15 protein-coding genes are annotated in these 21,994 nt (G+C 59.4%); 3 read left to right on the forward strand and 12 right to left on the reverse strand.

Annotated features, from left to right (window positions below; genetic code table 11):
• Positions 1-35: 35 nt before the first annotated feature.
• The 5 genes from NATGR_RS12620 to NATGR_RS12640 all read right to left on the reverse strand — a co-directional run bounded on the left by NATGR_RS12620 (position 36) and on the right by NATGR_RS12640 (position 10,263).
• Positions 36-893: a phospholipase D-like domain-containing protein gene (locus NATGR_RS12620; RefSeq protein ID WP_005580368.1), complete on the reverse strand. Its 858-nt coding sequence runs from the start codon at positions 891-893 to the stop codon at positions 36-38.
• Between the two features lie 51 nt (positions 894-944).
• Positions 945-3,017 (reverse strand): hypothetical protein, encoded by a 2,073-nt coding sequence (locus NATGR_RS12625; protein WP_015233648.1) that lies wholly within the window; start codon positions 3,015-3,017, stop codon positions 945-947.
• Between the two features lie 73 nt (positions 3,018-3,090).
• Entirely contained in the window at positions 3,091-6,849 is a 3,759-nt protein-coding gene (locus NATGR_RS12630) for a DEAD/DEAH box helicase family protein (protein WP_005580370.1), read from the reverse strand.
• A gap of 177 nt (positions 6,850-7,026) precedes the next feature.
• Positions 7,027-9,252 (reverse strand): DrmE family protein, encoded by a 2,226-nt coding sequence (locus tag NATGR_RS12635; protein ID WP_005580372.1) that lies wholly within the window; start codon positions 9,250-9,252, stop codon positions 7,027-7,029.
• A gap of 45 nt (positions 9,253-9,297) precedes the next feature.
• Complete coding sequence (locus NATGR_RS12640; RefSeq protein ID WP_005580373.1) at positions 9,298-10,263, reverse strand: DNA cytosine methyltransferase; 966 nt, start codon at positions 10,261-10,263, stop codon at positions 9,298-9,300.
• A gap of 273 nt (positions 10,264-10,536) precedes the next feature.
• Between NATGR_RS12640 and NATGR_RS12645 the strand changes: the two genes are divergently transcribed.
• Both NATGR_RS12645 and NATGR_RS12650 read left to right on the forward strand, forming a co-directional pair.
• On the forward strand, positions 10,537-11,379 hold the full coding sequence (locus NATGR_RS12645) for a DUF2797 domain-containing protein (protein ID WP_161605750.1): 843 nt from the start codon (positions 10,537-10,539) through the stop codon (positions 11,377-11,379).
• Between the two features lie 42 nt (positions 11,380-11,421).
• Positions 11,422-14,085 carry a Piwi domain-containing protein gene (locus NATGR_RS12650; protein ID WP_005580376.1) on the forward strand — a complete coding sequence of 888 codons (2,664 nt, stop codon included), beginning with the start codon at positions 11,422-11,424 and terminating at the stop codon, positions 14,083-14,085.
• A 35-nt stretch (positions 14,086-14,120) separates the two neighbouring features.
• Here the strand turns inward: NATGR_RS12650 and NATGR_RS12655 are convergent, their stop codons facing one another.
• The 3 genes from NATGR_RS12655 to NATGR_RS12665 form a co-directional block, all read right to left on the reverse strand.
• Positions 14,121-14,558 (reverse strand): DUF7342 family protein, encoded by a 438-nt coding sequence (locus tag NATGR_RS12655; protein ID WP_005580379.1) that lies wholly within the window; start codon positions 14,556-14,558, stop codon positions 14,121-14,123.
• A gap of 288 nt (positions 14,559-14,846) precedes the next feature.
• Positions 14,847-15,560, reverse strand: a complete 714-nt coding sequence (locus tag NATGR_RS12660; protein WP_005580380.1) for a recombinase family protein — start codon at positions 15,558-15,560, stop codon at positions 14,847-14,849.
• Positions 15,561-16,314: 754 nt separating this feature from the next.
• Positions 16,315-16,587: a DeoR family transcriptional regulator gene (locus tag NATGR_RS12665; RefSeq protein ID WP_015233653.1), complete on the reverse strand. Its 273-nt coding sequence runs from the start codon at positions 16,585-16,587 to the stop codon at positions 16,315-16,317.
• 232 nt (positions 16,588-16,819) lie between these two features.
• Between NATGR_RS12665 and NATGR_RS12670 the strand changes: the two genes are divergently transcribed.
• Positions 16,820-17,062 carry a hypothetical protein gene (locus NATGR_RS12670; RefSeq protein ID WP_005580382.1) on the forward strand — a complete coding sequence of 81 codons (243 nt, stop codon included), beginning with the start codon at positions 16,820-16,822 and terminating at the stop codon, positions 17,060-17,062.
• A gap of 92 nt (positions 17,063-17,154) precedes the next feature.
• Here the strand turns inward: NATGR_RS12670 and NATGR_RS12675 are convergent, their stop codons facing one another.
• The 4 genes from NATGR_RS12675 to NATGR_RS12695 all read right to left on the reverse strand — a co-directional run bounded on the left by NATGR_RS12675 (position 17,155) and on the right by NATGR_RS12695 (position 21,705).
• On the reverse strand, positions 17,155-17,460 hold the full coding sequence (locus NATGR_RS12675; RefSeq protein WP_005580383.1) for a hypothetical protein: 306 nt from the start codon (positions 17,458-17,460) through the stop codon (positions 17,155-17,157).
• Between the two features lie 67 nt (positions 17,461-17,527).
• Positions 17,528-17,890 carry a hypothetical protein gene (locus tag NATGR_RS12680; protein WP_005580384.1) on the reverse strand — a complete coding sequence of 121 codons (363 nt, stop codon included), beginning with the start codon at positions 17,888-17,890 and terminating at the stop codon, positions 17,528-17,530.
• Between the two features lie 138 nt (positions 17,891-18,028).
• On the reverse strand, positions 18,029-18,574 hold the full coding sequence (locus NATGR_RS12685; RefSeq protein WP_005580385.1) for an SNARE domain-containing protein: 546 nt from the start codon (positions 18,572-18,574) through the stop codon (positions 18,029-18,031).
• Positions 18,575-19,884: 1,310 nt separating this feature from the next.
• Positions 19,885-21,705, reverse strand: a complete 1,821-nt coding sequence (locus tag NATGR_RS12695; protein WP_005580388.1) for a MarR family transcriptional regulator — start codon at positions 21,703-21,705, stop codon at positions 19,885-19,887.
• Positions 21,706-21,994: the final 289 nt, after the last annotated feature.

The raw sequence follows: 21,994 nt of genomic DNA on the forward strand, positions 1-21,994 counted from the left end.
AAGTCCCCATCCTCAACGAGCGAGTGACCTTCGCGTCAGACGCGGATGAACTGCCCGGAGTCGCAGACCACTTGGTGGAGTAACTCGGACTCTTGAAGAGCGTCTACGAGCGCAGCGAACCGCTCTGTGGTGCGGTCGCGGAATATTACGCCGAGTTCGAGGTTGTCGCCGAGCCCTTTGTGCGTGATGTTGGCGGTGCCAAGGTATGCCGTGTGGTTATCCGCGAGGACAAGTTTGGCGTGGAACGTCGTCCACGTCTCGTCATCGATGTACTCATAGCAGGTCGTGTAGTTGCCGAGATAACGGTCTTCCAGCACCTCGGTAACGAATTTGCGGTTGTACTCACCGTCATCGCCACCGTAGGTTAGATAGCGCGTGATGACCGTCACATCGGCCCCGTTGTCGGTCGCAGTATGCAGCGCGGGACGCAGCCGCCGGTAGGCGCGCTCGCTGAGGAACGGGCTCATCAGCACGAGGTTGTCCTCCGCCGACCGGATGAGCGACAGCATGTTGTCGTGGAGTGCCTTGAACATCGACTGGTCAAGCGCGCGGTCGTCGTACGGGATGGTAGCGACCACGGTGTTCTCAGGCGGTGCGTCCTCGGTGGCGAGCAGGCGGGCGGCTCCGAACACGAGGTGGAGTGCGCGGTCGTCGAGGTGGTCGTCGGTGAGGATGCCCTCGGTCTCCAGCCGCAGGATGACGATTTGCGCCTCCTGTTCGGTGAGCGCGCAGGGGCTCAGGTTGCGGAGAGCCTCGATGGAGATGTCGCGCGGCGCGTGATGGAGGTATTCGAGCGTGGCGCAAACGCCGTCGAGATGCTCTACTGGCACCGTCTCCGCGAGCGCGTCCGCCGTGGCGTAGAGCGTATCCGGGGTGAGGTCTGAATTGGGCATAGCGTCAGGGTGTAAGGACGCCCGTGGTCGGACGTCAGGGCGCGTAACCGGTTAGATGTCGCGGTAGCCAATGAGGTCGTCGCGCGGCGCGTCGGCGTCGTGCGAGCGGAACCCGTCGAACGGGCCGCCGTAGAACGTGGCGCGTCCAAGATTGTGGTTGGCGTTCTCCGTGGAGATAGCGGCGAGGTACAGGCAGTCCTCGCACGCCCCGTTCTCGTCGTGCATACACACAGGGTCGTACGAGCAGTCGTTGAGTTCGTCGAGGTGATTCACGAAGTCGTCGAACTGCTCCTCGAACAGCGTCCACAGCGAGCCGAGCGTGAAGTCGGTGTCAGGCCGCTTGTAGATGATGAACGTCATTGAGTGCGGCAGCAGCCGCTCGACCAGCGACTCGCGCTGGTGGCCTGCGAGCGCGCCCATCGCGTTGATAAACAGGTGGGCGGTGGTGTTCAGCAGCGTGTAGCAGTGCCGCGAGATTGCCTCCGTGGAGTTCTGGATGCCGTGGTCCGGGAGCGACTCGTAGCGGCTGGGCTCGTCGATGTGGGTGAGGAACCAGCGGCGCACGTCCTCGGGGTCGCTCATGTCTGGGCGTTCGTCGGGCGTGATAACCTCGTTCGCTTCAAGCCAGTCGAGGACGGCCTCCTTGTCGAGTTTGACCATCACGGCCTCGGCGTCGTTGGTCTGGACGTAGAGTTGGGGCTCGGCGTCGTCGCCGCGCTTGAATAGGTTGAGTTGAATAGGGCGGTCGAGGCCGTCCTCGTCCGCGTCGTCGTTCGCTCCTTCACCGTCGGTGGCCCCCTCCTCGCCGAGGCGTCCGGCTTCCTCCGTATCCACTTCGGCGGGGTCGCGCTGCTCTCCCGGCGGCTCGGGCGCGTGGCGGGTGTAGCCGTAGGTAACGGTGGTGATGGGGAAGTTCTTAATGAGCCGCATCTCGTCAAAGTTCAGTGACTTGCGGAGGTTGTTGTACTTCTTGACGACCGAGAGGTCGAGGTGGGTATCGGTCGCACCGTTGTCCACCATCTCCTGATACGACGTGGCCTTGATGCCGCCCTGGGGCTCGTAATCAGGGTGGGTGATGCTGAGGTGTTCGTATACGCTCTCAGCGAGGTCCGTCTCGTCGCCGTCATACTGGTTGTGGAGCCAGCGGCTGGTCTCGCGGCGGTGTTCCTGCACGTCGATGCCGAGTTCCTCGCGGGCGTCCTCCATCGCCTCGTCAGCCTCGTCTTCGTCGGCGGAGAGTAGGCCCGCGCCGGATTCGGTCTGCAAGATTTCGTCGGCCTTGCGGCGAATCTGTTGGTCGCTCGGCCCGGTGTTGTCCGTGCCACGCAGGTAGTCGCTGACAATGCGGCCCCGGTAGTGGTCGCTCTCGTGGAGGTCGTCGAGTTCGGGGCGGACGTTGATGAGGTTGTAGACCTGTGGGTAGAACGCGCGGGAGGCGGTATGGTTAATGATGTCCATTTCCTCGTTATCGCAGTCCCCACGTGGGCAGCGCGTGCCAACGGCGAAGAACGGGATTGTGTTGCGCGACCCGCCGCTGCCCTCCGTACAATCGGAGTCGGCGCACTGGAAGTACCAGTTGGCCATCTGGGTGGTCTCGCGGTGGAGTTCCATCCCTACGTCGCAGCAGTCGGGCACGTAGAGTTCGTTGATGCCCCCGCACTCGCAGATGCCGACGAACGGAAGCTGGTCGCGGTCGGACAGCTTCGCGCCACAGTTCTTGCAGCGGGTGTAGTCGGTGCCGTCAACGTTCTCGTCGGCAGTGGGCTCGATGTCGTCGTCCCGGGTGAACGTTGTGATGGAGTCGCAGCGTTCGCACTCGAATGTACGGGGATAGAGGTGATAGCCCGCGCCGTTGGGGACGACGAGTTCGGTTACGGAGTACGAGAGGTCGTCACGAATCGACTCCGCGTTCGGCCATTTGGAGATGCGCCGGTGGATGCGGTTAATAAGGTAGTTCTTCGGCACGCCGGGGTCCACGTCGCGGCCTCGGTCATCCTGCTCGTGGTACAGCGTCATAATCCGCCCGCTGATGTTGCAGTGGGCGTGGTTGAACGTGTTGTAGGGCAGGAATTCGTAGATGAACTTCGACTGCCGGCGTGTCATCTTCTTCGGCCCGCTGCTCATCGCGCGTCACCTCCGTTGTTGCGGCTAGTCGGCGGCCGATGCGTGCGTCCGTGGATGTCGTTTTGCTGCATGGTCAGTTCTGGGTGAGGGCCTCGATGAAGTCAGAGTCGCCCGACTTCGTGTAGGACGTTACGTCACCGCTGGTCCCGATGTCACGCAGGTTAATCATCGGCTTGTGCTTGTCACGGAACTCAGGATAGTCCATCTCGGTGTCGAGACGGTCGTTCCAGTACCGCCAGATGTCGTCGAGGCGGCTGGCCTCCTCCGCAGACCCCTCAATGACGCGTTCGCGGAAGTGCTCGTTCGTATAGAACTGGTTGTCGAGCCCGTAGGCGTCCGAGAGATGCTTGGCCAGCTTGTCCTTGGTGAGTTCGGGGAACCACCGGTCGTTGTTCATAGCCTCGTAGAGGTGGTCGGCGTTCTGGAGGTTCACCCGCTGCTCATTGCTGCCCGACCCGAGCGTGTATGGGTTGCCGTCGGCGTCCCGCTTGCGGAACAGCAGCGGCCGGTAGTACTGAAGTAGGATGCTCATCAGCACGCCTGAGAACGTCTTCTCGACGGCGAACTTCGCCCAGCGGTCGATGGGGACGGGCTCGACCGTCCGCGAGAGGTACTCGTGGAGCTTCTCGAAGTACTTGTAGCGGTGGCGGTCTCGCTTGTCGAACGGGCGGAATACGTCCAACACGTGACCGGGCTTGTCGTCCTGCCGCCCGACGCGCGAGGACGCTTGAATGTACTGGAACGTCTGGCTGGGATACCCGAAGAACAGCATGAAGTTGAAGCGGTCCACGTCAATGCCGTGGCCGACGAAGCTGGTGGCAGGCACCGTGTCAATGCGCTCGTGCCAGTCGTCCTCGGGGTCTTCGAGCCGGTCGAGGACGCCCGTGTCCTCGGTGTCCGCCGTCAACTGCTGTTCTTCGAGTGGTACCTCGTAGCCGTCCTCGGTCATCTCGTCGGCAATCTGCTTGCCGATGTTCTTGCGGTAGGTGTCTTTCTCGCGCTTGTTGGTGAAGTAGACGAGCGAGGTCTCGTACAGTTCCAGCACTTCCGCCTTCTCGTCGGCGTCGAGGGCGTCTGTCCAGCCCGTGCGGTCCACGAGGTCGTCGAGGTCGTCCTGGTCCGAGGGGTCGAGCGGCGAGGCGTCGGGGTTGCGTTCGTGGTATGCGCGCACCACCTCGCGGGCGAGCTCGTCCGGGTCCTTGTCGTAGTAGTCGCGGATGACCTCGTGGTACTGCTTCACGAGGTCCAGCACCGCGTACAGGTGAGTTCGGTTGTTCGGGGTCAGGCCGTGGTACTCGCGCTCGACCTTTTGCTCGTTGAGTTCACCGTAGAACGTCTCTCCGAGTTCCGGTCCCTCCTCGGGGAAGCGCATCCCCTCCTTCTGGAAGAGGTTCTCGACCTGACGCTCGTACTCGGCGATGGTTGCGGTGGACGTGATGACCTTTGGTTGTGCGTCGCCAATCTTCTCGCACAACGAGAGGTACGTCGTCTCGTAATGGCTGGCGAACGCGCCGAGCTCCTCGTTGAGTAGGTGAACCTCGTCGATGAGATGAAGTGTCGGGATAGGGTCGAAGTACTCAACTTCGCCGCGCTTGGCGGGGTCGCGGGTTCCGGGCTCAACCTCGATGAGGTCGTCGGAGCCTTTCTCGAAGTCGCAGACGCTATCGTGTTCCGAGCAGCGGTCGGAGTAGCCCAGTCCGTGAATCGGGCACTCGGTAGTGAAGTTGCCGAACAGGTTTGCGAATCGGGGTTGCATCCCCATAACCGCGATTTTGTCGAGCGACCCGAGCAGCACCGACGGTGTGTAGCGGTAGATGTCGCGGTCAGTGACGTACAGCGGGATGCGGTCGATGCAGTCCTCACCGTCCGCGAGTGCATTGCCTGAGCAATGATGGTACACGCTGTTGGCCGTCTCGTCGTAGTGGACGGTCACCTCGCTGCCGCACAGCGGGCACTCGTCGAGGTGCTGGCACATGTTCTCCAGCGTCTCTTGGGCGGCGTCGCTAGTGTCCGCCGCCGCGAACGTCTCGTCGAAATTGTTGCTCCGCCCGCCGAGCGCATTCGGGCTGTCGCGGCTACCGGGGAAGTAACCAAGCGAGAACGCGGTGCCCGCGTCGCCGAGGCCGCCCTCGTCCTCGGACGTGGTGCGGATGTCCTCAGCGACGAGCATCGCCTTCATAAACCGCGACTTCTGCTGGCGGGACAGCAGACGCAGCGGGAAGCGAATCCACGCGGTGACGCCGTTCTTCTTTCCGCGCAGGCGGTCGAAGAACAGGTTGAACAGGACGAGCCCGAGATATGCCTCGGTCTTGCCTCCACCCGTTGGAAACCATAGCACCTCCGCCATATCGTCGTATTTAGAGGCGTACTGTTCGTACTCGGGCGCTGGGTCGCGTGCGACGATGCTGGGGAGGTTCGAGACGATGAACACCAACTGGAACAGCCGCCAGCCGTCGAACCCCTCGTCGTCGGGCGTCATCAGCCAATGGACTCGATGGTTGACCTCGTTCATCCACTGGAATGACCGCAGCACGTCAGGCTGCTCGTCGAGCACCTCGATGCCTCTGTTGAACCGCTCGACCTCTTCGAGGAAATTGACGATGGCGCGCGTGTACTCGATGACCTCGCCCGGCCCGCTCCACGCGCTGGCGTCGTCGTTCGGGTCCTCCTCGGCCAGCGAGAAGACGGTCTCCAGCCGTGTGTCGTCGCTGTACTTGCGCCACTCGCTCTCCGCGTTGTATTCGGTGAGGAAGTCGTCGAGGTGGTCGGTGTACCACTCCTCGGCATAGTCCTCCATGTCGTCGGCAATGGCTTCGAGCACGTCAGTGGTGGACTTCCCCGCGACGTTGCCCGCGAGCGCGTCGAACCGCGTGTCGTGGTCTTGATTGAATTCAAACTCGTAGACTTCGCTGCGCGGCGTGGCTGTAGTCTCGACGTGGTACTCGTCGGCGGCCTCGTCAATGGGCTCGACCGTGGTCGAGCAGTTGTGGCCCTTCGCCCAGATGTGCTGGTCGAAGCGGTAGTCGTCGGGGCCGAGGTCGAACTTGTACTTGTTGAGGCGGGCGTCTACCTCGATTTTCGGGTTGAACACATGGGACTCGTCGGCGTTCTCCGTGTCGTCGCCGACGCCTACGGGTTCATTCATCAGACGGAGAGCCACCTCGCCGTTGTGCTGGACGACGCCGAACGTGACGTTCCACTGGACGGCCTGGGTCGGAGCCTCAGGCAGGTCGTCGATGACCCGCTGGAACTCCGACTTGTCGAGGTCGTGGAGGTCGAGGTTCGGGTAGTCTTCAGGGTCGGGCTGTTCGCGCGTCGCCTTCACCTCGTCGGTGGCCGAATCGATGGCGTTCTCGATGGCCTGCTGTATGCCGCGTGTGAACTGGTCAGCCGCGTCAGGGTCAGAGAGGTCGAGGTCATCCTCGTACTCGACTGTGACGCGCCGGTAGAACGACCTGTCAAGCGCGTAGAGGTCGTCCTCGTTCACGGCGTCAGTCCCGGTCCCGCCATCTGCGTCGGACGCGGCGGCTTCCGCGCCACCATCAGCTTCGACCTCCCCGTCGTCGGCCTCGGGCGTGGTACCAGGCTGGTTGATGTCGGCCACGTGGCGCGACCGTTCAACGAGCGTTTCGTACTCGTCGTAGGTCGGATGACTCGGATAGTAGAGGTCGAACTCGACGGCCACGGGGAAGGTGGCGTTGGGGTCTTTCGGCTTGAAGTCGAGCGTGATGGCGCTCGGGTTGATTTGGGAGACGAAATCTCCGTCATCGTCGGTGCCATGTGTGGGTGCGAGATTGGAAACGTAGTACGCCTTTCTCGGGGATTCGGCCACGCAGTACGGCTGATGGCGGCCTCGGGCCCGCGTGAGGGCTTCGTTCAGAATCGATGCTCCAATGGCGTCGTAGGGGTTGTCATGCCCCGGTTGTGACGTGCTGAACACGTTTACGACCTGATTTTTTGTTAGTTTCGTGCCGATACCACGCTCGGAGGGAGCGGTGATGAACCCCGTTCACTCAGAGTATTTGAGTCTGGTAATTTTCGTTACCGTGACTTTTTCTATGTCTCTCGTGACGTTCTTTATCATAGCTTCGTTAACACTTGCGTTGAACTCTGCGCTGGTAGAGGGATTCACCTCGGCTTCAATGGCACGACGCACGTCGCGCCCGAGGCGGCGATGCTCAGTTCGGATAGTCTTCAGTGATTCCCAGACCACGCCGTGAACCTGTTCCAACGCGGCTTCTTCGAGTTGCGGACGAAATATCTGGAGAGTTCGCCGCACGTCGGCGGCGTCGCCGGGACCGTAACGGTCACCCGTCCGCCAGTCGTGAATCGTGCGGTCGTCTTCGAGGTCGGAGCCTCGTTCCTGCAGCTCGTCCAGTACGTCCTCGTCGTCAAGATTGCGTGCCTCCATCTCACTGACGAGCATCTCCCGCCAGTTCTCCACGGTGTTGAAGTTCTCACGCATTGTCTCACGGCTGTCCACTGAGTCCACCAAAACGTCGTAGATGTCGTCCGCGACCGAATCAACCAGTAGAATTTCGTCGCCTGCGGAGACGTTCTTTGCGACCTTCCGTTTGATGGCCGCCTCTGAACTGTCATATGTGGTAATGTGCTGTCCGTCGGTCACGTCGAGCGTCTCGTCGTTGTCAAGGTAGAAGCGGCGCGTCGGACGAGTCTGTCCGCCACCGTTGTCCTCGTCGTCGCTTTCGCTGCCGGAGTCGTCGGTGATGAGTGAGAGCGGATTCTGGCGCAGGCGGCGTTCAATATCGTCCTCCACCTCATCAATGTCGAACACGAAGTCCGTGATTTCACCGGGACCGCCGTTACCACCGACCGCTCGTGACTCGTGAGTGGCTTTTCCGTTCATCTTGCGCTTCGAATTCGTCTGTACGTAGCGGTGCCACATCGCGTTGTGGACATACGCGATGTGCTTCGACGGCGGGAACTCATAGATGTACGACTCGGAATACGGCGGGAACAAGAAAATGTGGTGCCGGTCGGGATTCGGCTGGAGTTGTCCCATCTCCAGCAACTGCACGTTCTCGGGAATCGCATATCCCTCGCCCGTGGCAGCACTCATCAGCGCGTCCCGCTCCGCCGCGTTCGAGACCACGAACACCGTATCTCGTTCGTCGCGAGCGGCGTTCTGCATCGCGTTGAAAACGTTGTTCTGGAGCGCGTGGTGGTCGTTGAGGTGACCTTGAACGGTGTTGGCGACCCGCGCGTAGTTCGAGAGTAGGTCGCCCCCGACGCCATCCGATTGGTCGGACTTCGTGCGGATGAGGTCGAGGTAGGTTGGTACGTCGCTGTAATAGCCGTCGCCCTTAACGCACTCGGTCCAGTACTTCGGCTTGAACGGCTGCTTGGTCAGTAGGTTGTACACGCGCCCGACCGCGAGCGGGGCGATGTCGCGCTCCTGCAGCTTGTTCTTCAGCATCGTGAAGTCCTCTAACAACTCGCTGAAGTCCTCGTCCACGACGGAGACATACGTGACGTTCACGCCGCCGTTTGACAAGATTCGCTGCTGAACGGTTAGGTCGCTCTCGCCGTTCTCAGGGTCGTTGGACACGTCGGCAGTCGAGAGCAAGTCGTTGGTCACACGAAGGGGCTCGACGCCCAGTCGGTCGCATGTGAGTTCGAAGGCGGCGTCCTCCTCGTCGGTATAGTACACCACGGGCACGTCTGGATGGTTCTCGCAGAATTCCTCGATGCGGTCGAACGACTGCTCAGCCCACTCGGGACGACGGAAATCGATGAACATCGCTCCGAGGTGGGGACAATCTTCGTCGAACACAAACGTATCGTTGGTCGGAGCCGTGTACAGTCCCCAGCGGTCTTCGACCTCAGACGTGGCGCGCACCACTTCGCGGCGGATGAGTGAGTTCACGGCGTTCGAGTCAGGGTTCAGCGTGCGCGAATGGTGAAAATCGTCGAAGCGCGTGACGTACCCCATCGATGGGAGGAGCAGCATCGGCTGGTTCGGGCCCCCGGTGGTGGGTTTCTGCGAGTAAGCGTAAGCGGCGCAGATGGCGACTGAGAGCGACTCGGACGGGAAGGGGTTGTGGATGACGACCGACTTCTGCTGCTCGAAGGCGCGGAGAGCTGCCTCGACGATGGCTAATTCCGTGTCTCCGAGGTGGAATGGGTCGCCTGAGTTTTCGATGGAGTCCTGTAGGAACCCTGCGAGGAACGTTCTCTCCTCACATGCGTTGGCGTAGGGCCTCACCGCGTCCATGCTATAACCCCCACACTTCAGCTAACCATCAATCACATTAATCAATTATGGTATGATTTCGTCAAGAAGGGCAGCGGCGGGTTCACGAATCATGGGGACGGGGACGGTGTTCCCGGTAAGGCGGCGTGCTCGCGAGCGGTTGCTATCATCCATCTCGAACCACTCGGGAAAGCCCTGCAAGCGCAGCATCTCGCGCACGGTGGGGTGGCGTTTGCCGTTGATGAGGATGTAGTTCCACGAGGAGGACGCCCGGAGTGCTGAGGAGTACGGGCGTGGTTTGATGTCGCCAGCTCGGTTCTCGTGCCACACCGAGGGCTCGGGAATTGCGTCGGGGTCCTCAACGCTCTCGCGGCGGTCCTGCTTGATTTTCTCGCTGGCCTCATAGCGGTCGTCGGGGTCGTCCTCCAGGAGTTCGGCGAGAGCCGTGCGCTGCTTCTCTTCGGTATCTAACGGATTGCCGTTCTGCGTGGGGATTTCGAAACTATCCCTCGTGAGGGCGATGTCCTCGCGGAAGCCAACGAGGATGAGTCGCTCTCGGTGCTGGGGCAGCCCAAAGTCCAGTGCGTTCAGCACCTCGTCGTACACGTGGTAGCCTGCCGCAGTGAGATGGGATTTGACGGTCTGGAACGCGCTCCCGTCATTGACAGACCGGAGATTCTTCACGTTCTCCAGCAGAAACGCCTTTGGTTGCTTCTTCTTGAGGATGTCAACGATTTCGAAGAAGAGCATCCCGCGTTCGTCTTCGAAGCCGTCCTTCTTCCCCATCCGGCTGAACGAGGGACAGGGCCAGCACGCGAGAAGCACATCGTGGTCGGGTACCGCACCGGCGTCCACGTCACGGATGTCGTGTTCGGTAATGGATTCCCCCCAGTTGCGCTCGTAGGCGTTCTGGGCTTCCTCGCTGATTTCACACGAGAATACACACTCTCCTTCGTATCCATCCACTTGGGAGAACGCGGCGCGAGTGCCACCTATACCTGCAAACAAGTCAGCAAATTTGTAATCTGTCACTTGTTACCCCTCCAAGGAACCCAGCGTCCATCTAGTATGTACAACTGAAAAAGGAATATATAAAAACAATGGATTGAATTCACTTCGGAGTTGAACACTCCGCTGGATAGTGGAGACTACAGTATTCTCGTCGCCCGTTCCAACCGGCGTAGTATCAACCGAGCGCGAAGCTGGCAAGTGTACAGCGAAGCGTTTATTATAGCATTCTGAGAACACTTTTGTCACGTGAAGCGGTCCACCCCACATGACGCAGATGTGTCGGGTCAGCAGACGTTGGACGCATTCCAACGGCAAGCACTCTGCGACGCTCCCTTCTCCTCAATAGCGTGGCAGGGTTCATCTCCGACGCTATATCTAACGACGGAGCAGGAAGGTCTTGACCTCGGTACACTTCTCGGGCACACTATCACCCTCACCCTCCACGAGGAGCGCGTCTGCACAGCTTGCGGGGCCAAGAGCGAGACCTCTCCCTGCCCGGAGTGCCGCGGAACCCCACCACACACCCAGTGTGTCTACTCGCCAGGGAACGCCTGCACGTATCAGGACTGTCCGTTTCCTGAGTTTCGGGAGCAAAACTGTAGCCATGATTTCGAAGTGTACCTCGTAGCAAAGGACCGTGTGAAGGTCGGGATTACCCGGGGCGGTCGCCGGATGAATCGCTTCCGCGACCAAGGGGCGACCCACGCCCTGATTCTCGCCCGGGCAAAAAACCGCAAACTTGCAGGCATTATTGAACAGTGCTGCACCGAGGCGGTCACCGACCGTGCTCCCAAGGGTTGGTTCGAGCCGCTTGAGAACCCGCGGGCCGCACTGGTTGAAGCAGCCCGCTGCTGTGAGGACTACATCCCAGACCGCGTTCAGTCCTGCAGCGCCACCACTGGTGTAAGCGATGACCAACTCGCCGACCGCGTCATCGACTTGGAGTACCCTGGCTGCCAGCAACTAGACGATGCTGCCGCCGCATCGCGCCCACTGCTTGATGCGGGGGAAACCAAGAGGGGAACGCTCCTCGCCATCCGCGGTGGAGCACTCGCGCTGGACACGTTCACGTTCGAAAGCAGTCATCATAAGGGACGAACTTTGACAATCGCGGTCGATGACGCGACCCGTCCTTGACGCATTGTTCTACGATACCACCCGCTCCAATACCGCCAACGCATGACAGTGATTGACCTCGATTCGACCACCACCGCAGACGAACTGACATCGGGACACACGTACGACATCTCAGTCACGCTCACCGGTGTCTACGATAACACCGACGAGCAGCATCCTCGCATGTCTCTCGCATTCGAGCAGGACAACGGCGAGCGGCGTTACATTACCCTGTGGAAGAACACGACACCCAAGGATGTCTTTACATACGACTACGCCACGGGCTCGACGTACATCTTCACTAACATCGACTACGAAGTGAAGGACGGCTACGAGAATCTGACTGCAACATACCAGACGACCGTCGAGAACGCTACCGCTCAGGAAGTCGGGACGACTGACGAGGACGAAACGTTCGCGGGCGGCGAGCCGCTCGACCATCACTTGGACGACGCGCTCAATGAGACGCCAGACGACGCGGAGACAGAGAGCGACTCAGGCCATGTGATGACCTCGTTCGCCTCCCGCGACCAACTCCCTGAGTGGACGCTGCATACGTATACGCTAACAGCCACAGACGGCGCAAAGACGGACACGGAGTACGCGCGACGAACCCTCGCATACACGGTACGGCAGGAACTCTATACCGACCATGATGCGGCTCCGGTTGCAACTGACGGGCTAATGCTTCTCACGCCAGAGCCGCTCGGCGAGACCCCGCTTGACCTCGATTGCGGTGTCCGGGTCGAGGCGGACGAGACTCGGACACTCGATTACACCACGGCCAAAGACCGGTTACTCGCCCGCGAACTCGTCGAAGAGGGGCTCAAACGCTCCCTCTGGGATGACTACCTCGTTCGCGGCATCGATGAAGTCCTCTCAAAGGAGCCTGTGCTGACTTGCGATGAGTTCGACCTACATGAGCGGTATGACCTCTCTGTCGAAGTCGGTCACAGTGGGCGGGCGTACCTTCACATCAACTTCCGCCACCGGTTCGTACCGAAGCTGACGCTCGCAGACATCGATGATGACAACATCTATCCTGGGCTCCGGGTGAAGACGACGTATCGCCCCCGGCGAGGACATATCGTCTGGGGTCTGCGGGACGAGTGCGCCACCGACTCGCTCAACACGCTGGGAAACCAGTCCGTCGTTGCATACCACCGCAACAATCAGACACCTATTAACACTGACCTCCTCGACGCTATCGAGGCCGCTGACCGGCGAGTCGTCGAAACCCGACGTCAAGGGCACGGCGATGATGCTGTCTCATTCCCCCAAGAACTGCTTGCGGTCGAACCGAATACGCACCAAATTAAGCAGTTCGCCTCCGACGGATTCCACCAACAGGCCCGCTCAAAGACGCGTCTCTCGGCCTCCCGCTGCAGCGAGAAAGCGCAAGCGTTCGCCGAGCGGCTTGACCCGGTGCGTCTCAATGGGTCCACGGTAGAGTTCTCCTCGGAGTTTTTCACCGGGAACAACGAGCAGCAACTGCGCCTCCTCTACGAGAACGGTGAGTCGGTTCTGACGTTCCGCGACGGGGCGCGTGGTGCGCACCCCGACGAGACATTCTCGAAAGGTATCGTCAATCCACCAGAGTCGTTCGAGGTGGCCGTAGTACTGCCCGAGCAGCAGGCAGATACCTGCAAAGCGCAGTGGGACACGATGGCTGACCTCCTCAACCAAGCTGGCGCGCCACCGACACGGAGCGAGACCGTCCAATATGATGCGTTCTCCTCGCCAGAGAGCATCAGCCTCAATGTGGCTGGAGCCATCGACCCTAGCGAGGTAGACGCGGCATTCGTCGTACTGCCGCCGGACCAAGAAGGATTCGCAGACCTCGCCAGTCCGACAGAGACGTACGACGAGCTGAAGAAGGCGCTTGCCAACATGGGCATTTACAGCCAGATGGCGTACTTCGACCGGTTCCGCGACGCGAAAATATTCTATACTCGTAACGTGGCACTCGGGCTGCTGGCAGCCGCTGGCGGCGTCGCATTCACAACCGAACATGCGATGCCTGGGGACGCAGATATGTTCATTGGGATTGATGTCTCTCGGAGCTACCCCGAGGACGGTGCCAGCGGCCAGATAAACATTGCCGCGACGGCGACCGCCGTCTACAAGGATGGAACTATCCTCGGCCACTCGTCCACCCGACCGCAGCTCGGGGAGAAACTACAGTCGACGGATGTTCGTGACATTATGAAGAATGCCATCCTCGGCTACCAGCAGGTGACCGGTGAGTCGCCGACCCATATCGTCATCCACCGTGATGGCTTCATGAACGAAGACCTCGACCCCGCCACGGAATTCCTCAACGAACAAGGCGTCGAGTACGACATCGTCGAAATCCGCAAGCAGCCCCAGACACGCCTGCTGGCAGTCTCCGATGTGCAGTACGATACGCCTGTGAAGAGCATCGCCGCTATCAACCAGAACGAGCCACGGGCAACGGTCGCCACCTTCGGCGCACCCGAATACTTAGCGACACGCGATGGAGGCGGCCTTCCCCGCCCAATCCAAATTGAACGAGTCGCCGGCGAAACCGACATCGAGACGCTCACTCGCCAAGTCTATCTGCTCTCCCAGTCGCATATCCAGGTCCATAACTCGACTGCGCGCCTACCCATCACCACCGCATACGCCGACCAGGCAAGTACTCACGCGACCAAGGGTTACCTCGTCCAGACCGGAGCGTTCGAGTCTAATGTCGGATTCCTCTAACCACTAGTAATATTGAGAGTATACTCACTGGTCTACTACTCGGTACGAGATGTGTGCAATGGCCGTGATGTGTATCGTTCACGTACGTCCGTAGCCTCCTCGACGAGTCCAAGTCGATACTCTGCGAGGTCCTGCTCTCGACCCTCCAGAGCGTCCATCTGCTCCTGTAGCTCATCTCGCAGCTCGTCCAGCCCCTGGCGGCCGTGCTCGTCGAGTAGTTCGCGGAGCACCTGCATCCGCATGTAGAGCGGGTCCGGCGAGTACATCGTTGCTCCCTCGTTGTCGCTCTCCAAGAGGACGTTTAGCTCGACGAGGCGCTTGAGGTGGTCAAGTGCCATGTTCTCCGACACGTAGGCTTCGTCTGCGATGTATGACGCGGTCCGCGGCTGGGAAACGGTAGTCGCAATCGACCACACTCGGTCAAACGCGCTCGTATGTTCCCTCCACGCTTCGACTCCAGGGGCGTCGGCCATGCTGGTACATCGTGGCGTGTCAATATCTATCCTGGGTCAGCGGCAGGCGAGGGCCTCCCAGGCACTGGAGCTGGCCAGCAGGCTGGGCATCCCAGTACTGGACGACATCAGGAAAATGTGATTGTCACTTGGTACGAAATGTGGGTTCAGTCGTCTGCGTTGGGGCGAAGCGGTCAACGTAGCAGTCCTTGCCGAGCCCGCGCCCCGACGACCCTAGACAGTTCTGCAATGGAATGTATTTCATCATCCCGCAGTCAAGGCAGCGCGTCCAGATGTAGCCGTCGAGTTTCATGCGCTCTCACCGGGGTCGCCTCGGTCGATTGTCGTGGTCAGGTAGAGGTCTTTACGTTCGAGGATGTTCGGGATGGTTCGTCGAGGAACACCCGTGTGGCGCGCGGTCTTCCGGTGGCTCCAGCCGAGTTCCTCGACCGCCTCGATGGCCTCGCGGGCGTTGCTAAATTCATCGGTCGGCTGGAGATACCCTTCATCGTCGGTGGTGAAACCGTACGGGGGGCGCGTCGTACACTTGCCGGCCTGCTCGGCCGCCCGGAGTCCTTCGAGGGTGTTCTCCTTCACCTTCTTCGCCTTGATTTCTGCAGCGAGTGAGAGTCCAAACATCGTCGACTTGAACGCGATGTCGAGTTCTTCGTCGGCGTCGACTTCGAGACCGTCATTCTTGATGTACAGGCCGCAGTCGTGGTCGTCGACGATTTCGTACACGGTATCGTGGATGTCTCGAATGTCGCGGCCGATGCGGCTGATTTCGCGCACGATGATGCTCTCAGCATCGCCGGCGCGAACGCGTTCCATCATCTCACGGTACCCGGAGCGGTCGATGTTGGTGCCGGTCGACTTGTCGCGGAGGACATCGATGTCGTCCTCCGGGAACCCGAGCGAGTCGGTAGCGTAGTTCCAGAGGTTCTCTTCCTGGTGGGAGAGGTCTTGGTCCTCGGTACTGACCCGGGCGTAGATTAATGTTGATTTGGTGTCAGATTGGGCCATATTCTGCCCACGTAGTATGTCCCTATATACCCTGGGGGGTTTTCGCCAGTCTGGCGAGATACGGTGGGTTATCGCCCGTAAAGATGTAGCACGGTTCTTCGACCTTGTGCCCGAGTTCGCGGGCACCGGCGCGTAGTACTACCTGCGTGGGTACACGTTGTGCAACATCCGGGGGCGAGAGAAGTGCCGATTTCCTGAACACGTAATCCAGCGTGCGAGCAGGAACGGCCGATTATGGTTCTTGCCACAGTAGGCACTCACCGACTAATTTATGTTTGGAGAAATGAGACTCAAATTATGGGACATGACCCAGACCGAACGAAGGATTGCCCTCTGTGTGGAACGCGCGGAAAACTGGACGAGAAGCAGAAGGTTCCTGGTGGCTCTGACTGGTACCACTACGACTGTCCAAACGAGGACTGCGGGAACTCCTGGCGTACGTAAATCGGCGAGCGCGTACAACAAAGCGATATGTGCGAGGACTGCGAGCTGGAGACGGTCTCGACGGACAAGGACAACTGGGGTGAAGAGGCGTTCCCCGATGCGGAGACCGCGATGTTTGGCGACCTCGACGACGGGGAGGATGAGTGAGTCCGCGCGTCAGCTGCGCTCTCGCCACCGCTGCTTAATTCGTCGGTAGACCGACCAGCGCCATTCGAGTACACCGTTTGAGCGTATGTGGGCATTCTCCAGCGGGTCGGGCCGGTCGCTGCTGTGGTCCGTACGCGATTCCACATTATCGTCGCCCATCAGCCTACTGGCGTGACTGGTCGATTGTTTCTTCTGAGACATTCAAAAGCATCTTGCCCTTCCATCCCAGCCGCCAGATACCGGACTGCTCGCTCTCGCGTTCGAGCCACCCGTCTTCTTCGAGGGCATTGAGCGTCCGCCGGACGGTCTGTCGTTGGCTCTCGGATAGGTCTAACTTGTCGAGAAGGTCGGCGGTCTTGAACTTCCCGCGGGCGACGAGCTCTTCGAGCGCAGCGTTCCAGACCTCGTCTCTGAGCGTCTTCACTTCAGGTGACATACTGATAACCACGAGAGAACCTCCACATATAGCCTGGCGTCTCCCCAGGTGTGCTCCTCTTTCTCCTCGGTGTGACCGTCTGACCGTGTGCCCGTCTGCTCATGCGACCGCAGGGGCGGCCGGTCAGAAGACAACGTGAACACGTGACCGAGTCCCCGTGCGGTCATGTGAACATGTTGATATATATGCCGCTTCCCTCGACCATAAGGTAGACCCGCGCGACGACGCCTGTATGGTCGACATTAAATTGAGTGAGGTCGACAACATCGACAAGCTCCGGGACAATTACCAGAACTTAGACGTGAGCGAGGAACAGCCATTCGAAGCGTGGGCGCAACAGAAGCTCCATGCTGAAATTGAGAGAGTAGGGGTTCGAGAGCCTGTTGAAACATGGGCGATGAAAACTCTGCGGAGAGACATCAGGGAGGAGGAAATGATGGAGAGTTTAGCATCGTTGGCAGACAGAGTGCATTGAGCCACTCCTCGACCAGAACGAACTGCTCGGCTTCGCCATCCCACTCGACAGCTGCCTCGGGTGTTGACCGATGTCACGGGGCGCGTAGGTAATTATAGGACATCATCTGCTCGTACAGTCTCGATAGCAGCCTCAATATCGTCTCGCGGGATGTCGCTGTCCCCGGCGAGGTGGTCGATGACTCCCTCGACCGACAGCCTGCCTACGCTGTTCTTCTGCCGGCCGAAGTTCTCGTCCTTGGTTGTGTAGTACCGGACGCCATCATAGGGGATGGCTTTGCTCGCGGTGAGTTCACCATCCTCGGCGATGAGCTTCCACTCCCACTCGTCGCCACGGTCGAGCAAGACGTGTCTGGAGGGCTGTTCGTCGTTGGCCGTATCGATGGCTGACTGGGCCATGCCCTCATATACGCGGTGGTACCCTAATGGTATTAAAAATGGTACTTTTATATAGGGAACGAATCCCCTATGCGGTCGCTTGCTCCAACTCGTGGAGTACGGCCCACTCTAAGCCGGCGGCGAGCGAGAGGTACGCCCAGCCGTGCCAGAACTCGAACTCGCCTGCGTCGTCGAGGTACGACTGGACGTGGTCATTGGCGTCCCCATCGTAGAACGCATCCGAGTACTCCTGCTGCAGCTCGTCAATCTCCCGGAGAACATCGCTGGTAGAGTGCTTGAGGAGATATTGGTCATGGGTCATCTCGTGGACCACATCGTCGACCGAGCCCCCAGACTCCTCTGCCCGCTGAAGAGCGAGTTGGGCGAACTCCTCGACCCGTTCCTCCATCGAATCGGCGGTCATGATTGCTTCCCACTCCTCGTTGTACATCGTATCTCGTATCAAGGTAGCACTGTTGTATAAACCTTCAATTGAATCCCCCTGGTGATAGTTATCGGTCGAGGGGAGTAAAGCAGACGGAGAGCGGATAGGCAGCGTTACCCCCCGCCAAAGGCGGTCGTGAGGGGATTACCCTGCTTCATCCCGGACTTCCCAGACCGCCTCCCATGCCGAGTTGCGGAATTCCTTGGCCTCGGCGATGAGGCGCTCAGACTTGTCGACGAGGTCATCGTACTGCTCCTCGTACCGCTTGAGGGTCTGCCTCGTCGGGCGGTCGTCGATGCGCTGGCTCTCCCGTTCAATGCGCTCCTGCAGACTCGCTACTGTCTCCTCCAGGTCCTCAATGCGCTGTGCGTTAGTTGAGACGGTTGGTTCGCCCGCGAATTCCGGGGGGAGTTCCTCCGCGAGCGCATCCTTGCCAAGGTCGGTGAGCTGGAACATCGTTGCCTCTCCACCCTGTTTGTGGGTCGTACCTGCGACCTCGACGAGGCCAGCCGGCACCAGGTTGTTCTCAAGACGGTGTCGCGCCTTGTTGCGAGCTCCCGGGTCTCTGTCGACATCCCAACCCGCAACCCGCGCGAGGTCCTGCACACCTCGAACGCGACCACCCTTGAGACCGAGGATGATACGCTGCGAGTGAACGTCGATGTTCTGACCGTTGAAGGTGAACTTCATATCGTTCCACAAGGGTAACGTAGTGCAAAAGTTTTGACACTTATTTAACACTCTCCGTCACCATTGTGCTACGCGCGCGTGGTGTCACACCGACGAATAGGGTCTGGTCCACGTAGGGATGGCCAGCGAGAACGAGAAGCAGGCGGACCTGTGGAGAGCGGGTAGCCGTGGGGCGCGCCCCATCCTCAGTAACATCAGGGGCAGGCACCCGGTCACGAGAACATTCAGGCGGATGGTCATCTGAACACGCGGGCACATGGTCTCCCGGGCAAGTGGGCGGCGAGATGCTCACTCATGAGGAGCACTCCGAGAGTGAACAATCAATCACGTAGTAGGACAACGAGACAACCAAGCAGTAGGTCAACTAGTAATCTCTCGAGTATACTGACTTCAGAGGGCTCTCTACGTACAAATACTGGAGAAGAGCACACAATTGGAAGAGAAGGAGGGCTCCTCAGGCAGAGTGACAATCTGAGTTGGAACAGTTGGAAACAGTGGGGGTCAGGTCCATGAAAACTGAAGGGTCAGGCCGAGGGAGGAATGCCGGTGACCCGGGAGAACACGAACGCGGGGCGAGTAAATCATACCTGGCCCAAATCTTCGCACAGCGACATCAACAGGTTTCGGAGTCCGTAATCAAACTCATCGGCCGACTCCGCAGCAAGTTCCTCTGCCTCAGTGAGTCCGAGCGAGGCTCTGCATGGAGATTTTTTATTGAACTCATCATACTGGTCCCGGGCGTCAAGGTACAGACGGGTGAACTCCACGTCCGAGAGTAACCTGAGACATCCGCGCCCCGAATTGTCACAGTCAATGTGGCCCCCGTCACGCTGACGAATTGAAGGGCGTTACCGCCACTCTCGTGACAGTAGTTTCTTAGGACCAAGGAAACTGCCCAAAGAGGTGCGACAGAGTTGCATGTTTCTGTCCTGTATCACATAACCCTTGAACTAGGCTGCGCGGGCGAGCGTTATGCGAGCCCGCGCTATACCTACCCCCTTAGGGGCATATATCTAAGGGGGAGCCACATGATTGGATGCACTAGCAGCACCTGCAGAACGCGGACGAAAAGGTCCGTGATGCCAACAAACAGGCGGTTCATGCTTCCCGGAGCACATTCACAACTCGGTTTAATTATCGAGTGGTAGAAAATATCACGGTTTATCTATCCCTGAGAAGCATAACGAGTATGTGGGTGACTAGCACGATTAATAATATACAGTTGTATATTATTAGAAATCTGTAAAAAGAGGGAATCACTGCCGAGTGCTGCTGCTGGTCATTCAGGCGTTCACGGGGTAGGGAGGGTCCTACCAGGGTGCGTAACTTTCGTGGACTCTCGTATCCACGTGGATGTCCTCATCGGTCACGCAGCCTGCTCGGTAGTCATCATACAGGTCTTGCATGTCGATGGGAAGCTTGGCGAGCGGCTTGAGCGGATTGGCGGGGCGGCCGCCGGTATCGACTTCCTCATCCTCGTTGTCCCCGGGGGAACTCTCGTTCTCCTTGGAGTTCCGCCGCTCGCGGCGCTGGATGTTCTCCTCGCGGATGTCCTTCCGCTTCTCTTCGAGTTCGCGCTCGGTCATGCCGGCGCGGTCGAGTATTTCCCGGACCTTCTTCTTCGCGGGGCCTGGGGCGAACTTGACGAAGGTCTGCCCGTGGTCTTCCCGGGTCAGGATGTTGTCATCCTTGAGCTTTCTGACGATGCGAGAGACACCTCGCTTGGAGAGCCCGGTGTACTCGGCGAGCGTGGAGCGCGTGACGTTGCCTCCCTTGCGGAGGACGCCGAGAATGGTAGCGAGGTAGTTGTCGGTGTCAGCTTCGAACAGGCGCTGCTCAATGTTGCGCCGGACTCGGTCGCTGGCCCAGTATTGGCGAACCTGTGCGCGTCGGCCGGTGGGCAGCTTCCATTCGGTCGCGTCGCGTTCCTCCGGGTTGAACCAGTTGTCGGCGATGAGGTCCTCGTCCTTGATGCCGGCGTGGTGGCAATGCATGTTCACAATCTGGTTAAGGTACTGGCGGACAGCGTTCCAGTCGCTCTCGTAGTACTTGCCGTATGCCTTCGCCTCGATTTTGGGGTTCGACAGCATGTGGTCGTCCGGGAGCTGTCGAGCCTGCTGGTGCATGTAGATTTTGAGATACACTTCCTCAACGAGCGGCTCCCCGTCCTCGTCGGTGGGGCTGTGCAGTCCGAGACCAGCGAAGTAGTCGCTCGTGAACCCGTAGATGGTGTAGTGGTCTTTCTCCCACTCGCCGCGTTCGCTGCCTGACCCGCTCTCGTCCCCGGAGGTGATGAGGTCGGTGGAATCGCGGAGAGTGCTGACGCCACTGTCAAGGAGGTCAGAGTCGAACCGCTTGTACACCTCGGGCTGCTCGCAGTGGAGCGTGTCGTAGTTGATGTTGTTCTCGTTGAGATGCTTCTCAGCGAACTCTTCGCCGAAGCCAACCTCGAACATCTCTCGCACGCGTTCGATGGCTTCCTCACCGTCCTCAACGTAGGAGGCTTGGATGTTGATTGCGGTTCCCTCGACCATCTGGCCGCTCTCGCTCTTCTTCCAGTTACACTTGTTCAGGTTCTCTGTGACCATATCGTGGTCGCGCATCTCGATGGTGACAGAGGTGCTGCTGGAGAGGTTGGTGATGCCATCAGTGCCCTTCTCGATGTTATCATACAGCTGGAGGTGGTAGGTGTAGTACCGGCTCCAGTTGCCGCTCTCAGTCTCCATCCCGTACCAACTCTTACTGCTGAAGAATCCAAGAGTGACTTCGCGGTCGTCCTTGGCCCAGCTCGGGTTCCACGTAGCGAGCGGGTACGGGTGATTGTGGCCGCGGTCGGGGTCTGCTTCCGCCCGGGGAATGTGGTCCTCCTCTTTGATGAGTTCCTGCGTGTACTCGTACCGGCTCTGGTAGAGTTCGTTGTCGTCGTTGAGTTGAACTGTGGTTGGACGGGCGTGCGTGATTCCATCGACGTTGATGCGTGTCTCAGTTGGCATCTCATCGACATCGCTGTAGTCGATGCCAACTTTGTCGTAAGCGTCGTGCGTCGGAATATCTAGGTGAGTGCCGTCAGCAAACGTATCGGTGCTGCTGAGTGATTCGACTTTCTCGTTATTGGTTGTTGAGCGACTCATCGTGCATCAGGAGAATCACCTCCATTAGCCGCAGTGAGGATTGGTCGCGCTGTGCTAGCGGGGGGAGTTGGTCGCGTCATCGGCACTAATGTCCGCCGACTGTGTTATAAGTCCACCGCCGGTTTGGACTGAAGAAAGGTTTTAAATAAGGAAGTGGATACCAATGAACAACTAACAAAGAGTTTATAGTTGTGCAGTTCCTATGTTGATATGTCGCGGGAGTCAATTTGGGAGTTGGTCATCCCGACGACATTACCCAAGTTCCGGTTTCACGGTTCGTTTCTGCCAA

This window comes from Natronobacterium gregoryi SP2, assembly GCF_000230715.2.
Lineage (GTDB): Archaea > Halobacteriota > Halobacteria > Halobacteriales > Natrialbaceae > Natronobacterium > Natronobacterium gregoryi.

What these genes read in the sequence shown, in the direction of transcription:
- NATGR_RS12675 (WP_005580383.1), bottom strand. Translation starts at nt 17,460, where the DNA reads ATGGCCCAGTCAGCCATCGATACGGCCAACGACGAACAGCCCTCCAGA.
- NATGR_RS12620 (WP_005580368.1), bottom strand. Translation starts at nt 893, where the DNA reads ATGCCCAATTCAGACCTCACCCCGGATACGCTCTACGCCACGGCGGAC.
- NATGR_RS12625 (WP_015233648.1), bottom strand. Translation starts at nt 3,017, where the DNA reads ATGAGCAGCGGGCCGAAGAAGATGACACGCCGGCAGTCGAAGTTCATC.
- NATGR_RS12650 (WP_005580376.1), top strand. Translation starts at nt 11,422, where the DNA reads ATGACAGTGATTGACCTCGATTCGACCACCACCGCAGACGAACTGACA.
- NATGR_RS12660 (WP_005580380.1), bottom strand. Translation starts at nt 15,560, where the DNA reads ATGGCCCAATCTGACACCAAATCAACATTAATCTACGCCCGGGTCAGT.
- NATGR_RS12680 (WP_005580384.1), bottom strand. Translation starts at nt 17,890, where the DNA reads ATGTACAACGAGGAGTGGGAAGCAATCATGACCGCCGATTCGATGGAG.
- NATGR_RS12665 (WP_015233653.1), bottom strand. Translation starts at nt 16,587, where the DNA reads ATGTCACCTGAAGTGAAGACGCTCAGAGACGAGGTCTGGAACGCTGCG.
- NATGR_RS12635 (WP_005580372.1), bottom strand. Translation starts at nt 9,252, where the DNA reads ATGGACGCGGTGAGGCCCTACGCCAACGCATGTGAGGAGAGAACGTTC.
- NATGR_RS12655 (WP_005580379.1), bottom strand. Translation starts at nt 14,558, where the DNA reads ATGGCCGACGCCCCTGGAGTCGAAGCGTGGAGGGAACATACGAGCGCG.
- NATGR_RS12685 (WP_005580385.1), bottom strand. Translation starts at nt 18,574, where the DNA reads ATGAAGTTCACCTTCAACGGTCAGAACATCGACGTTCACTCGCAGCGT.
- NATGR_RS12695 (WP_005580388.1), bottom strand. Translation starts at nt 21,705, where the DNA reads ATGAGTCGCTCAACAACCAATAACGAGAAAGTCGAATCACTCAGCAGC.
- NATGR_RS12670 (WP_005580382.1), top strand. Translation starts at nt 16,820, where the DNA reads ATGGTCGACATTAAATTGAGTGAGGTCGACAACATCGACAAGCTCCGG.